The sequence below is a fragment of the Parabacteroides caecihominis genome (assembly GCF_023656785.1).
Lineage (GTDB): Bacteria > Bacteroidota > Bacteroidia > Bacteroidales > Tannerellaceae > Parabacteroides > Parabacteroides segnis.
In genome coordinates this window covers 253,769-269,412 of record NZ_JAMOKS010000003.1, presented here as the reverse complement: position 1 = coordinate 269,412, position 15,644 = coordinate 253,769, and the positions used below count along the sequence as shown (strand labels likewise).

Sequence of the window (15,644 nt, the reverse complement as noted above, 5' to 3'; positions counted from 1 at the left end):
CATGATAAAACAGCTAATAACGATCCTTTTGACTGCCTTGTCGCTGGCAGGGTGTCAGGAGGAGTTACCTAAATTTGCACAGATCGAAGCGGGGAAGGAGAATCTGTCATTTACGCAGGTCAGCGGTACGCAGACAGTGGAGGTCAAGGCAAGCCATGCCTGGACCGCTGTGTCGTCGGGTGGCTGGCTGACCGTATCGCCGGATAAAGGCGGAGCGGGCACCTACGAACTGACGCTGACGGCAGCTGCCAATACCACAACGACGGCACGAACGGCACAGGTGGATATACAGGTGGGCCATAAGATCAGTACGATCAAAGTGTCGCAGGCACAGCGGGATGCGCTGGGACTGGACCGCAACTCGGCCGTGGTGCCCTGGTCCGCAGGCTCCGTAGAGTTCACCCTTACCACCAATGTGACGGACTATGAAGTCACGAGCGATGCCGAATGGCTACAACCTTCCGCGCTGAAGTCAATGGAGGAAGAGACGCTGGTGCTGGTGTATGAAGAGAATAAAACCTACGATACACGTACCGCGAAAGTAACCGTCAGTAATGGCTCGCTCTCTTCGGAGGTGACGGTGACGCAGGGGGGACGCGGAGCCCTGTATTTCGTAATCAGTCGCGATACGGTGGATGCTGCCAATACGCGGTATGAACTGGCGTTGATGAAGAATACAGTGTTGAACGGTCTGCGTGTGATCGATTATGCACCATGGATCAGCCTGCCGTCCGGTAGCAAAGCAATGCCGGCGGAGGAACGTCTACAGTTGTCGCTTCAACCGAATACGAAGACGGAGTCGCGCAAGGCACGCCTGGTGATAAGGGATAATAGCACGGGTATCCTGCTGACTGATACCTTTACGCTGGTACAGCGGGGGCGGGAGAATGTGCTTCTTCCCGGAATAAAGTCGTATGAAGCTGCCGTGGCGGGTGAAATGTTCGATATCCCGGTGACTGCTAGTGGACCGTTTGAAGTAGTGTTGCCGGAGGATGCTCTCTGGCTGAGTGGGTCGACTGGCATACAATTGGGCGGCACATTGCGGTTCAAAGTAGAAGAGAACACGCGACCGGAACCGCGTACGGCCGTGATCACCCTGCGTTTGCAGAGCGACATCCCTGTCGAAGCGACCGTCACCATTACACAGGCGGCTGCCAGAGTGACGGACACGGAGCGTATCCCGCGGCTGTATAACCTGCCGGAGGTGGGAGTGGTGATAGAAACCATCCCGGTGAACCTGGGCGCTTTCCGGGCAACGGTCGATTATGATGCCAATGAGCCTTCGGGGTGGGTAAAAGATATTTATTCCAGCGCCGGAAAACTTCATTTCCGCCTGGAAGACAATGGAGCGGACGGCAAACGCAGTGCCGTGATCCACCTGACACCCGAGGATAAGGGGCCGGTGGAAATCCGGATCAACCAGAGCGGTACGGAAGGGGCCTATATCGAATTGGAGACGCCGGGAACATTGGCTTCGTTCATCGATTTTTCCAGGAAAGAGCGATATAAACATATCCGTCTGGTCGCCGGGAATGGGATCAATGCGGATGATATCAATACGTTGCGCAATGCGACGCTGGCGATCGAGGATATAAATCTGGCCGGTGTTGCTCTTATGAATATGCCGGAAGAAGCGTTCAAAGGAAACCGGACACTGCTGAAGATAGTGTTGCCCGAGGGACTGAAGTCGATAGGGAACGCAGCGTTTGCCGGTAGCCGCCTGCAGGAGCTTGTGTTAGCCGATAGACCGATGCTGACCGCCGTCGGCGACCGGGCTTTCGAGGGGTGTTCCGGCTTGAAGATAAACAGTCTTTTCCCTTCCAGTCTGCAGTCGATCGGTGATCGTGCCTTTGCCGGTGCCTTTACCGAGAGCGAGTCGAGTTCTCTGAATTTGTCGAGTGTTCCCGCTCTGCGGACGATTGGTAAGGATGCCTTCCGGGCATGTAATACGCTCACACAACTAGTATTGCCGATGAATCTCACAGAGATTGGCGAAGGGGCTTTCAGCGAATGTTATAATCTGGCGGGTGCGCTGACCTTACCTACGTCGCTGATAACGATCGGTGCGGAGGCTTTTTATAATTGTAAGAACCTGACGGGAACGCTGGCGCTGCCGGGGTCACTCAGAGAGTTGGGTGAGCGTGCCTTTATGAGGTGTGCGGCGCTGGAGGGCCTGGATCTGTCGGCCAGCCGTTTGACGGTGATCGGTGCGGAGGTATTCAAAGAGAGTCTGTCATCTGTCTCCGGTAAGCTGACGGTTCCTCAGGGGGTAGCGCTTATCGCTGTCAGCGCCTTTGAAGATACGGGCTTTACGGAAGTTGATCTGCCTGCTACACTGGCGGAGATAGGGCGAAGGGCTTTGTATAATTGCCGCAAGCTGTCGACCGTGACCTGCCGTCGTACGGTGCCGCCGATGCTGGATGCCGACTATCCGGCGGAAACATTCGGTGGAGTAGAGGTTAATACAAGCCAGCGCACACTAAAGATATATCCTCAATCAATAGAAGTCTACAAAAAAAATTCGTCATGGATGCAGGCAACACCGTTGACAGGAGGTAGTATCGTATGGACGATCGAGGATATCAGATAACGATTGAATTCTAATAATTTGCATGAAGAAAAGGATATATACAGATAAAGGAATAGACTATGAATAAGTATGAATTGTCTTGCGCCATACGAAAGGCGCGGGGTTGTACAATGACAGAAGCAAAAGGGTTACTGAATATGTTTATGGAGGTATTCACGGAACAACTGGCAAATGAAAACTCCATCAACCTGCAAGGTTTCGGTGTCTTAAAACCCTGGCATCAGACTTCCCGCCGGGCCCGTAACCCTAACACCGGTAAAGCCGTCACCATCCAGGCCCGTACCAGTGTCAAATTCCGTCCCGGAAAACTGTTGTTGGATGCTCTCAATAAACGGGGTTAGGTGATGTGGCTTTAGATAGCTCACTGCTGACAACAATTAAACCCGAAATAAAAAGATTAATAACAAAATAGACTGAAAAGATGGGGGAAGAAAATAGTAATCCGGATATCATCCGGAAAGTAAACAAGGAACTGAGTGATATCCGGAAAGAGCGACGGATAGTAAGGATCTTAGGCGGTGTGCTGCTGTGTGCCTGCCTGTTGTTTCCGGTTGTCATCCTGTGGTTGTTTGAGGTGAGTATAAAACAGTCTGTACCGGCAGAAACTGCCTTCCAGTACCCCATGCCTGCTATGCCTGCCGAAGAGGATAGCAGCATCTGGATAGCCGATGACGTATCGGATAGCATGAGCAGCACGGATGATGCGGACTACATGGACTACACGGACTACACGGATAACATGGACAATATGGACGAGACAGATAACACGGACAATATGGATGACACAAACAATGTAGACGACACGGACAACACCGATGACACCAACGAATATCCGACGCAAACCGAATATCCTTCGACGTCTGTACCTGCTGTTGTACCTGCAACAGTACCCGCCATTGTTAGTCCGGCATCCCCCCGTCCGATAGCCCCCCGTCCGACAGCGGCAAGGACTGTCAAAACAGCTGTGCAGCCCGTTCGTAAGAAGACGGTGACGAGTATTCCGACCCATATCATTACACGCCCGGAAATGACCTTGCGATCACTGGCGCGGCTTTACTACGGCAGCGAAGTGTTTTGGGTCTATATCTACGATCGGAATATAAGAGTATTGTCGTCGTTGGATACGCTTCCGTCAGGTATCGAGCTGGAACTGCCCCGTCCGTCCGACTACGGGATAGATGCCACTGAACCTACATCGCTGCAGCGGGCCTGCCAAATGGCGAAAAGCCTGGCGAAACAATGAAAAGAAACAACAATCAATCAAATAACATTCGGAAATGAAACAACGTACACGATTTTCCGGCCTGCTGGCCATACTCTGTTTGTTGGCCGTCACAGCTGCCGGACAGAGCTACACCATCCATTTTATCAAAGGAACGGAACGTATTAACCACCAGCGGCTTCAAACAGCCAATAACCTGGAAGAGCTGACGGTGCTGCTGTCGGACTGCCGCCACCAACTGGCAACGGGCGAATATACCGTCTCATTGACGGCGCTTCAGAGTGTGTCAAAACGCTACGATCCCGCCGCCCGCGAGCTGGCGATGAGTCAAGCAACCTTTCTGCAGGAGTATCTGACGGGGAGTTGCTGCCTGGATGATCCGGACCTGTTCGAACTCGATGTCGATGCCCGTACCGACTTGGATAACCGCGTGATCGTGGAATTGTGGAAACATCCGGTCGTAGCCCAAAAACAGTCGGTCGTAACCCAAAAACAGCCGGTTGTTTCAAAGTCTTCCGAAAAGGATATGAAGCCATCCGTCAAACAGAAGGCTGCAACGGAGCAAGCCCGAACGAAGAAGGTGAAGACTGTGGCTGAACCTGTACCGGAACCAGCGTCGAAACCTGCACTGAAGTCTGTACCTGAGAAAACAACCGCACCAGCCAACCGTTTCCTCCTGGGATCTGTCGGGCTGGGGATAAAGACGAATGCGCTGCTGTTTGCCGGACTGTTGCCGGACGGGGCGATGTATTCGCCAGTGGTAAATGCGGCGGTAGAGGTGTATTTTATGGATCGTTTCTCTGCGCAGGTGTCGTTTGCTTATGCAACGCCTTACAATAAAGGGGATCAGTATAATCTGTTCAGCATGACTTGCCTGGAGGTAGAACCGCGCTGGTGGTTGTGGGGCGACAATCGTTTCCGTGGGCTGTATGCCGGGGTGTACGGGCAGTATGGGACTTTTAATGTGCGTATAAAAGAGAAGTTGGAGGACAACAGTACCGGTTTGTTCTATGGTGGCGGGATCTCTGTAGGTTGGCTTCAACCGGTTTGGCGGGGTTTCTTTGTCGAAGCAGGGCTGCAGGCGGGTTATCGTAGCGATACCGTCGATGTCTACGAATTAACACCCGGCAGCGGCACCCGGAAACTGGCAACCTATGCCCTTAACAGCTTTACTCTGCAGGGGGTGAATTTGTCGGTGGGGTATAGGTTTTAAATCATTTCAAACTTAAAGCAAAGCAACTAGCTCTTCAAACTGTTCTTTGTCGAGCGCTTTGCTTCTTACTTTGCTGCGGTACGAATAAACGGTAGCCAGCGAATAACCCAGGAAATGGGCGATATTGCTGCTGTCGCTGATTCCCAGGCGGATCAGGGCGAAGATGCGTAACTCGGTGGATAATATTTCACCGGATTTAGGGCTTAGTTTTCCTTCTTCCGTCATCAGGGCGTTAAACGATTTGATGAAATGGGGGAATAGCTTCAGGAACGATTTATCGAACTCATTGTAGAAATTCTTCCGTTCATCGCGTATGAATTGTTCGGACTTGATTGTTTTGAATAAGTCATCCAGTTTGGAGGCCATAGCCAGCTTTGCCAGCGAACGGCGATACGTATCCAGTTTGTCCAGATAAATGACACATTGGTTCAGGTAAAGGGCAATGTACTCTTCCTTTATTTTACTGGCTTGGCTCAACTCTTTATTGATTTCCTGTAACTGCTCATTGGAGGCACTGACTGCTTTTCGCATGAGGGACAGTTTCTTCATCTGCCGGTACAGGTAGATGATCGTTACCAATAATAAGAAAGATAAAAAGCTCACACTAATCAGTAACGTGCGCGATATCTGTTTCTCTTTCTCGATTTTCAGTTTATACACTTTATCCACGATCGGGAAAAACTCTGTTACTTCTACAGAACGGAGACGGGCATTACAGGCAACGGCATCTTCCATCGAGCAACTCAGGTATTTGTAGGCCCGTTCGATATCTCCCTTTTCAAACATCAGCAAGGCCAGTTTTTGCAGGGATATATATTCACGTTTAGCTTCTTTCAGGTCGGCTATGGCGGTTTGGGCCAGGTAATAGATTTGTTTTTCGGTGTCGCCTTTTTGGGCATAAGCCTGCGACAGGTTATATAACAGATAGACCAGTGACTCCTGGTTGTCCAAACCTTCCAACTCTTTATTTATCAGTTCGATTGCTTTATCCGCTTGTCCGTCTACGATCATTTTGTCGGCCAGTACCACACTGTGGTCGAGCTGATTAGGTGTGAGGGATAAGATGGAGTCGCGGTAGGCATTCGTTTTCTCGATATACTTGTGCCGTTCGTCGGTACGGGTGTAGTCTGCTATCCAACCATAGTAAGTACGACAGGTATAATAATAGTAAAGCAGGGTCTGGTTGTCTAGTTGATCCCGGCGTACCTGTTCCAGTTGTGCGGCCACCTCATTGTAAAGTCCCATGATTCCCAGCACTTCGGCTCTTGCGATCCATAAATCGTTCTCGTACTGTGGATTTTGGAGGGACGGAAGGAGTGCTTTCCTTTTTTCCAGATAATGCAAAGCCGAGTCGGCCTGGTAATGTAGGTAGATTCCGTACAGGGAACTGTACAGGTGATATTTTTCCTCCGGCGAAGAAGTGGTATGTGCCAGTTTCCGGATACTGTCTATCTCGTGTTCCCGCTGTTTGTGAAAGTCGGCTTTCATTGCGATAGTACGATCCAGCTCTTTGAGCAGGGATTTGATCGTCGGCTCATCGCCGGATGCATGTGCCGGCAATATCGACAAAAGGAGTAGAAAAAGAGAATATATCGTGTTTTTCATGTTGTTGATTTGATTCATCTAGCGCAAAGATAGTGAAATACATTTGAAATACCTTCTAATACGTTTTGATTTTTTGCCTGGTTGAAATATGCTATGGTATTGTATTACAGGTGAAAAGATGTTTTATGCGTTTTGATTTTTTTTCTAAAGCGTTTTCCCGGTAGTCCTTCCCGCTACATTTGCATCGTTCACCAACAAATCATTCCATGAAAAAGATAATTGTAACCTTTGTATTATGTCTTGGCTTTTGCCTGCCTGTTTTGTCAGGCGTAAAAATACAGAAAGTGGAACCTGCTTTCTGGTGGTCGGGAATGAAGAATCCCGAACTGCAAATCCTATTATATGGTACGGATATCGCAACCGATAGTGTATCGATAACAGCTTCCGATATTCGCGTGAAAGAGATCGTGAAGCTACAAAATCCGAATTACTTACTGCTTTATCTGGATCTGTCGGAAACTGCTCCGCAGCAATTCGACATTCAACTGACAAAGAACGGGGAACAAACAATCATCCCTTATCAGATAAAAGGGCGCGAGAAGGACTCGTCTGCCCGGGAAGGTTTCCATGCTTCAGACGTTTTATACCTGATTATGCCCGACCGTTTCGCCAATGGTGATCCGAAGAATGATGTCGTTCCGGGAATGCGCGAGTCGAAAGTGGATCGTACGGATATGTATGCCCGCCACGGAGGTGACCTGAAAGGGATAGCCGATCATCTGGATTATTTTTCCGACCTGGGCGTTACCGCCATCTGGCTGAATCCTATCCTGAAGAACGATATGGCCGAAGGTTCCTATCACGGGTATGCCATTACGGATTATTATGAAGTCGATCCTCGCTTCGGTGATAATGAAGAGTTTCGCCAACTGGTTAGTGCCGCCCATGATAAAGGTTTGAAGATCGTAATGGATATGATCTTTAACCACTGCGGAAGCGAACATTTCTTCTTTACCGATAAGCCGTCTGATAACTGGTTCAACTTCCAGGATAATTTCGTGCAGACCGGTTACCAGACGATGCCGCAGGCCGACACCTACCGTTCTGATTACGACAAAGTGAAAAATATAGACGGCTGGTTCACCCAGTCGATGCCCGACCTGAATCAACGCAACCGGCACGTGGCCTCTTACCTGATCCAGAACAGTATCTGGTGGATTGAATATGCCGGGATCAACGGTATCCGACAAGACACGCATCCGTATGCCGATTTCGATATGATGGCACGCTGGTGCAGGGCTGTCAATGCTGAATATCCTGATTTTAATATCGTAGGAGAGACGTGGATCGGAAATAATGTAGGTGTCTCTTTCTGGCAGAAGGACAGCAAAGTGGCTTATCCCCGGAACTCTTACCTGCCTTCGGTAATGGATTTCCCTTTGATGAATATCATGTCGTCGGCATTCGATGAAGAGACGAATAGCTGGGATAGGGGACTGGCACGTATCTATGATTACCTGACACAGGATATCGTGTATGCCGACCCGATGAATCTGTTGGTGTTCCTTGACAACCACGATACTTCCCGTTTCTATAAATTACCGCCCACAGGCGACCTGAACCGCTACAAACAGGCTTTGGCTTTCCTGCTGACCGTTCGTGGTATCCCGCAGATTTATTATGGCACTGAAATACTGATGGCTGCCGATAAAGCCGAAGGCGATGGTGTTCTGCGTCGTGACTTCCCGGGTGGATGGGCAGGTGACAAGCAAAGCGCATTTACTCCGGCCGGTCGCACCCCTCAGCAGAACGAAGCCTATACATATATAAGTAAGCTACTCAACTGGCGAAAAGGCAATGATGCGATAGCCAAAGGTTCGTTCAAACATTTTATTACGCAGAATGAAGTATACGTTTACGAACGTAAGTACGGAAATCATTCCGTTGTTGTTTTCCTGAACGGTTCTGATGCCGACCGGACGGTCGACCTGGCTCCTTATCAGGAAGTTCTTCCCGCCCGTCGGGCTTACGACCTGTTGAACGACCGGCAGATCGATTTGCAGACCTCTTTACCGCTGAAAGGTAAAGGCGTACTGATCCTTGAATTCGGAAAAGTTAATTAAATCATATAATAACACCATGAGAAGTAAAGTATTAATATGGATCGCCCTGCTCGGATGCAGCGCGATCAGTTATGCACAGCAATTATTGTCGCCTGACGGAAACCTGGAAATGAATTTCCGGTTGGATGAAAAGGGCTCACCGGTTTATGACCTGAGTTATAAACAGAAAGAAGTGATCAAACCCAGCCATTTGGGCTTGGAATTGAAGAAAGAAGATGCGGATGCCGCCGTCGACTTTGAGTTCAAGCAACGCAAGGACGTGGATGCACTGGATAAGAAAACGAATCTGTATGACGGTTTCCGGATAAAGGACACCCGTACTTCCAGCTTCAATGAAACCTGGCAACCGGTCTGGGGCGAAGAAAAAGAAATCCGGAACAACTACAACGAACTGGCAGTTACCTTGGAACAACCTTCCAACGACCGTTCTATCGTGGTTCGTTTCCGCCTGTTCAATGACGGACTGGGTTTCCGTTATGAATTCCCGCAACAGAAAGAGTTGAACTACTTCGTGATCAAGGAAGAAAAGTCTCAGTTCGCTATGGCAGGCGACCATAAGACATTCTGGTTACCGGGCGATTACGATACACAGGAATACAGTACCATGACCTCTCGCCTGAGCGAGATCCGTGGTTTGATGAAAGAAGCTGTTACTCCCAACTCATCACAAACACCTTTTTCACAGACCGGCGTGCAGACTCCGTTAATGATGAAATCGGATGACGGTTTGTATATCAACCTGCATGAGGCCGCTTTAGTTGATTATTCCTGCATGCATCTGAATCTGGATGATAAAACGATGACGTTCGAGTCCTGGTTGACACCGGATGCAAAAGGCGATAAAGGATATATGCAGACACCTTGCCAGTCACCGTGGAGAACGGTTATCGTAAGTGATGATGCCCGTAATATCCTGGCTTCACGCATCACCTTGAACCTAAACGAACCGTGTAAGCTGGACGATGTATCCTGGATCAAGCCGACTAAATATATCGGTGTATGGTGGGATATGATTACCAACAAAGGAACATGGGCTTATACCGACGAATTGAGCAGTGTCAAATTAGGTGAAACCGATTATTCAAAAACAAAACCTAACGGCCGTCACTCTGCCAATACAACGAACGTAAAACGGTATATCGACTTTGCTGCCGCCAACGGTTTCGATGCCGTCCTGGTGGAAGGTTGGAACGAAGGTTGGGAAGACTGGTTCGGCAAGAGTAAAGATTATGTATTCGACTTTGTTACTCCCTATCCGGACTTCGATGTACAGGAAATCCATCGTTATGCAGCAAGCAAAGGTATCAAGATGATGATGCACCACGAAACATCCGCTTCCGTCCGTAATTACGAACGTCATATGGATCAAGCCTATCAGTTTATGGTAAACAACGGCTATACCAGTGTAAAGAGCGGTTACGTAGGCGATATCATTCCTCGCGGTGAACATCATTACGGACAGTGGATGTGTAACCATTATCTGTATGCCGTAAAGAAAGCAGCCGACTACAAGATCATGGTAAATGCTCACGAAGCAACACGTCCGACCGGCCTGTGCCGTACCTATCCGAACCTGATCGGTAACGAATCGGCTCGCGGAACAGAATATGAATCATTTGGTGGTAACAATGTCGACCATACAACGATTCTTCCTTTCACTCGTCTGATCGGTGGCCCGATGGATTATACGCCGGGTATCTTCGAAACACATTGCAGCGCGATGAATCCGTCGAACACTTCACAGGTTCGTTCTACATTGGCACGCCAGTTGGCACTTTATGTAACGATGTATAGCCCACTCCAGATGGCAGCCGATGTTCCCGAACATTACGAACAATATGCCGATGCCTTCCAGTTTATTAAAGACGTTGCTCTCGATTGGGACAAATCTCTTTATCTGGAAGCAGAGCCGGGCGACTATATCACGATTGCCCGCAAAGCAAAAGGAACAGGTAACTGGTTCGTTGGCTGTACGGCCGATGAGAACGGACACGAATCCCGTCTTTCTTTCGACTTCCTCGATCCGGGAAAGAAATATGTGGCCGTAGTTTATGCCGATGCAAAAGATGCCGACTGGAAAAATAATCCGCAGGCATATACTATAAAGAAAGGTGTGTTGACAAGCAAAAGCAAATTGAATTTGAACGCAGCCAGTGGCGGCGGCTTTGCCATCAGCATTCAGGAAGTGAGCGACCCGAAAGAAATAAAAGGGTTAAAAAATCTATAAGGTAAAAGGATTGTTAAGGTTATTAAGTAAACTTGTAAAGAACTTAAATTTAAGCACATGAAACGTTTAAGGTTTAAAGCACTGTTGATGCTGATCGCAGGCTTGTGTATGTCCGTTTCTGTTTTTGCCCAGCAAATGACAGTGACCGGAGTTGTGAAAGATCCTACAGGAGAACCGGTTATCGGGGCGAATGTTATTATAAAGGGGACAACGAACGGGACCGTTACCGATATAGACGGTAAGTTTCTGTTGTCTGCCTCTAAAGGCGATATTATCTCTGTTTCATTTATCGGATATAAGATGCAGGAGTTGCCTGCTACCTCTGATATGAATATCATTCTGGCAGAAGATTCCCAGATGTTGGAGAATGTTGTCGTGATCGGATATGGTACGGTTAAGAAGAATGATGCTACCGGTTCTGTTATCGCCATCAAGCCGGATGAAAAGAACCGCGGCTTGCAGGTCAGTCCCCAGGATATGTTGATGGGTAAAGTGGCCGGTGTATCCGTTGCCTCTTCAACCGGACAGCCGGGTTCCTCTTCTTCGATCCGTATCCGTGGCGGTTCTTCCTTGTCTGCTAAAAACGATCCGTTGGTGGTTATCGACGGTGTGATTATGGGTAACAGTGCCCCGGACGGGTTAAGCAATCCGCTGAGTACGATAAACCCTTCTGATATCGAGTCTTTTACAGTCCTGAAAGATGCATCGGCTACTGCAATCTACGGTTCTCGTGCCTCGAATGGTGTTATCATCATTACGACGAAAAAAGGAAAGAGCGGCAGTGTGAAGATCAATTACAGCGGTAATGTGTCTGTCAGCACGAAACGTAATAAAGTAGATGTAATGAGCGGGGATGAATACCGTGATTATATCACAAATGCTCCGAACACGACGGAGGGTATGTTGAATGCGTTGAATCTCTTCCCGAATGTCAGCACAGACTGGCAGGATGAAGTGTTGCGTACGGCAATTTCGACCGACCATAATATCAGTGCTTACGGCTCTGTCAAAGAATTTATGCCTTACCGTGTCTCTTTCGGTTATACCGATCAGAACGGTATTCTGAAAACATCTAATTTCCAGCGATATACCGGAAGCGTTTCATTGACTCCTTCCTTCTTTCAGGACCACCTGAATGTAAACCTGAATGGTAAAGGCGTTTATATCAAAAACCGTTTTGCCGATACGGGTGCTTTGGGAAGCGCGGTTAGCTTCGACCCGACCAAGCCGGTAACAAACGGCAGTAAATACGGAGGTTATTTTACCTGGACCGGCGATTACACACCGGACGGCACCAGAGCGACCTCAGCCGGAGTCAACCCTGTTTCTATGCTGGAAATGGTCGATGACCGTTCGACAGCCAAGTCGTTTATCGGAAATGCGCAGTTCGATTACAAACTGCACTTCTTGCCAGATTTACGCTTTAATATGAATATGGGTATCGATTATACATCTGTGGAAGGAAAGAAATATGTAGGCCCGAATGCTCCCGGTTCTTATCAGCCGGACGATGACGCAACCGGAAGTAACCGTATCTATAATAGTACACATAAAAACAAACTGTTTGATTTCTATGCACAGTATTCCAAAGAACTACCGTCGGTAGCCAGCCGCTTCGACGTCATGGCAGGTTATTCTTATCAGAGTTACCAGACGCAGACGGATAATGTGACCTATTATTTGTCGCGCAAGCCGGAAACGTTCGGACAGAATACGACCGTAAGCAACGAATATAAGGAAACAGATACCAAATATGTACTGGCCTCTTTCTATGGACGTATGAATTACTCGCTGATGGATAAATATTTGTTGACATTCACTTTACGTGATGATGCCTCTTCCCGTTTTGCCAAAGATAAACGCTGGGGACTCTTCCCTTCGCTGGCTTTGGGATGGAAGATGAATGAAGAAGGCTTTATGAAAGATTTCAGCAGCCTGGATGAATTGAAGTTGCGTTTAGGCTGGGGTGTTACCGGGCAGCAGGATATTAACCAGGGCGATTATCCGTATCTTTCATTTTACCGGGAAGGAAAAGGGGGAGCCATGTATCCTGTTTATGATGCTGCCGGAAATGTGACCTGGATAAATGTATTGGCACCGACAGCCGCCAACCCGAATCTGAAATGGGAAACAACGACTACCTATAATGTCGGTATCGATTACGGATTCCTGAACGGTCGTATTACCGGTTCTTTGGATGGTTATATCCGTAAGACAAAAGACCTTATCAATGCGGAAGTGAATGTGCCGGCCGGAACCGACTTTGCCGAATATGTTGTTTCGAATATCGGTTCGCTCGAAAACAAAGGGGTTGAGTTTTCTATCAATACCCGTCCGATAGTAAGCCGTGACTTTAGTTGGGACCTGGGTTTCAATATCGCTTACAATAAGACAAAGATTACGGAACTGACTTATAACGATAATTCCGACTCACCGGGTAAACGTTTCGAATCGACAGGTGGTGACGGTGGTTTGCGTCTGAAGATCCATAGCGTTGGTTATGCTCCGGGTACATTCTATGTTTTCCAGCAAGTGTATGATGCCGACGGAAACCCGATCGAAGGTGAGTATGTGGACCGTAACGGCGACGGTGTAATTACCGACAACGACCTTTATCGTTATAAGAAACCGACCGCAGACGTGTTGATGGGCTTCAATTCCAAATTCACGTATAAGCAGTGGGATTTAGGCTTCAACGGACGTGTCAGCCTGGGCAATTACAATTTCAACTCGACGGCCGCCAATGCTGCATTGGGCGTCAACGAATTGTTTGGGAACAATGCGTTGAGCAATAAACCTACATCAGCTTTGAAAACCGGATTCCAGTCACGCCAGCGTTTGTCGGATTACTATATCCAGAATGCTTCGTTCCTGAAGATCGACAATATTACATTGGGATATAATGTCGACAAGTTTATCAAAAGTAGCTGGAATGCCCGTTTCTATGCAACCGTGCAGAACCCGATCATCATAACCAAGTATGACGGTCTCGATCCTGAAGTGAACGACGGTATGGATAACAACGTATATCCGCGTCCGATAACAGTATTATTCGGAGTTAACATCAATTTCTAAAATGCATCTATCATGAAACTGAAAAAATATATATCATTGGGCCTTGCCTCTTTATGTTGTGTATGGGCCACTTCCTGTCTGGGTGACCTCGATCAGGAGCCGATACTGGATAAATCCAGCAGTTCTATCCATAATGAAGCCGACTGCCAGTCCTTCCTGGCTAAAATCTATTCCGGTTTCGGCTTGTCGGGAAACTCTTCCGATACTAATGTCGAACCGGACTTGCAGGGTGGCGACCAGGGTTCGCTGGTTTTTCTCCGCGGATTACTCTCCTTGCAGTTGTTCCCTTCCGATGAAGCGATCTGGAACTGGGCGGACGAAGGTATTGTGGAGTTATGCCAGCTGAACTGGGATTATACCTTGCCTTATGCTTATTCATTCTACCAGCGTGCCATGCTGAATGTTCGTTACTGCAAGGAATTCCTGGACGTTTATGCGGCAGACAGCGATATTCCGGATATTCAGAAATATCGTGACCAGGTGCGCGGACTCCGGGCAATGAATTATTATTACCTGATCGACCTTTATCGCAATCCGGGTGTTGTTTGGGATGACAGCCCGACAGACGATAAGTCGTGGAAACCGTCACAGATAGGGGCGGAGGCATTGTTTGACAAGATTGTTGCCGAATTGATCGATCTTTCCGAAAACGGTAATCTGGACGAAACGCCTTCTATGGCAACGTACGGTCGTGTAACCAGACCGGTCATTAACACGCTTCTTGCCAAAATGTATCTGAATGCAGAAGTTTATACAGGCAAACCGATGTATGACAAGGCTGCTGTATATGCCCAGAAAGTGATTGACGCCGGGTTCGGCCTGGAAGATAATTATGCCAACCTCTTCTGTGGTGAAAACCATCTGACGGGTATGCATAAGAATGAAATTATCTACGCGATCCCTTTCGATAATGTCAATGCAAAAAGCTATGGCAGTACAATTATGCTGACAGCCGCTGCCTATGGTGGTGATATGGACCAAACCTGGTTTGGAATGTCTTCTTCGTGGACTTGCCTGAAGCCGACACAGCAGATGATCGGATTCTTCAACGAAAGTCCGGATGCGGGAACCGACAGCCACGGTAGCCTGGTTAAGAAAGATAAACGTTATGCTTTCTATGATGGTGCCGGAACACGTACTCCGGAATCGAAAATGCAGGACTGGAACACCGGTTATCTGTGCCATAAATTTACGAACCTGGGCTGGGACGGCGCAGCGGTAACTCCGACACCCGATCCGAACACCGACTTCCCGTTGTTCCGTCTGGCAGACATCTATCTGATTTATGCGGAATGTGCCGTACGCAATGCTGCCGGAACCAATAAGGAACAGGCCGTTGAGTATGTAAACCAACTGCGTGAACGTGCTAACGGTGATAAGAGTGCCAATATTACAGCCTCTGACCTGTCTCTTGATTTTATTCTCGATGAACGTGCCCGTGAATTATATTGGGAAGGACAGCGTCGTTCCGACCTCGTACGTTTCGGAAAATTTACCAAGGATTATGCCTGGGCATATAAAGGGGGTACATTGGAAGGCGTTGCAAACATTGACAGTCGCTTTAATATCTATCCGATCAGCGACCGCGACCTGACTGCCAATCCGAACCTGGTGCAAAACCCGGGATATGAATCATTAAAATAATAACT

The 15,644-nt window shown here is 48.3% G+C and carries 9 protein-coding genes; 8 read left to right on the top strand and 1 reads right to left on the bottom strand.

What is annotated here, in order from left to right:
* Position 1: 1 nt before the first annotated feature.
* The 4 genes from NBH14_RS03680 (at position 2) to NBH14_RS03665 (ending at position 5,025) form a co-directional block, all read left to right on the top strand.
* On the top strand, positions 2-2,590 hold the full coding sequence (locus tag NBH14_RS03680) for a leucine-rich repeat protein (protein ID WP_186958752.1): 2,589 nt from the start codon (positions 2-4) through the stop codon (positions 2,588-2,590).
* 59 nt (positions 2,591-2,649) lie between these two features.
* Entirely contained in the window at positions 2,650-2,931 is a 282-nt protein-coding gene (locus NBH14_RS03675; RefSeq protein ID WP_186958753.1) for an HU family DNA-binding protein, read from the top strand.
* Positions 2,932-3,011: 80 nt separating this feature from the next.
* Positions 3,012-3,833, top strand: a complete 822-nt coding sequence (locus tag NBH14_RS03670) for a hypothetical protein (RefSeq protein WP_186958754.1) — start codon at positions 3,012-3,014, stop codon at positions 3,831-3,833.
* A gap of 34 nt (positions 3,834-3,867) precedes the next feature.
* The gene (locus tag NBH14_RS03665) at positions 3,868-5,025 is read left to right on the top strand and encodes a DUF3575 domain-containing protein (RefSeq protein WP_186958755.1); all 1,158 of its coding nucleotides are present in this window, start codon (positions 3,868-3,870) and stop codon (positions 5,023-5,025) included.
* Positions 5,026-5,037: 12 nt separating this feature from the next.
* On the opposite strand, the gene susR is transcribed toward NBH14_RS03665, so the two are convergent.
* Complete coding sequence (gene susR, locus NBH14_RS03660) at positions 5,038-6,630, bottom strand: SusR family glycan utilization regulator (protein ID WP_186958756.1); 1,593 nt, start codon at positions 6,628-6,630, stop codon at positions 5,038-5,040.
* A gap of 206 nt (positions 6,631-6,836) precedes the next feature.
* On the opposite strand from susR, the gene NBH14_RS03655 reads away from it, so the two are divergent.
* The 4 genes from NBH14_RS03655 to NBH14_RS03640 are packed head-to-tail and all read left to right on the top strand — an operon-like array spanning position 6,837 to position 15,639.
* A complete protein-coding gene (locus tag NBH14_RS03655; protein ID WP_186958757.1) occupies positions 6,837-8,693 on the top strand; it encodes a glycoside hydrolase family 13 protein in 1,857 nt (618 codons plus the stop codon).
* 16 nt (positions 8,694-8,709) lie between these two features.
* Entirely contained in the window at positions 8,710-10,920 is a 2,211-nt protein-coding gene (locus tag NBH14_RS03650; protein WP_186958758.1) for a glycoside hydrolase family 97 protein, read from the top strand.
* 57 nt (positions 10,921-10,977) lie between these two features.
* The gene (locus tag NBH14_RS03645; protein WP_186958759.1) at positions 10,978-13,995 is read left to right on the top strand and encodes a SusC/RagA family TonB-linked outer membrane protein; all 3,018 of its coding nucleotides are present in this window, start codon (positions 10,978-10,980) and stop codon (positions 13,993-13,995) included.
* 12 nt (positions 13,996-14,007) lie between these two features.
* Positions 14,008-15,639, top strand: coding sequence for a RagB/SusD family nutrient uptake outer membrane protein (locus NBH14_RS03640; RefSeq protein ID WP_046146568.1), 1,632 nt, complete (start codon positions 14,008-14,010; stop codon positions 15,637-15,639).
* Positions 15,640-15,644: the final 5 nt, after the last annotated feature.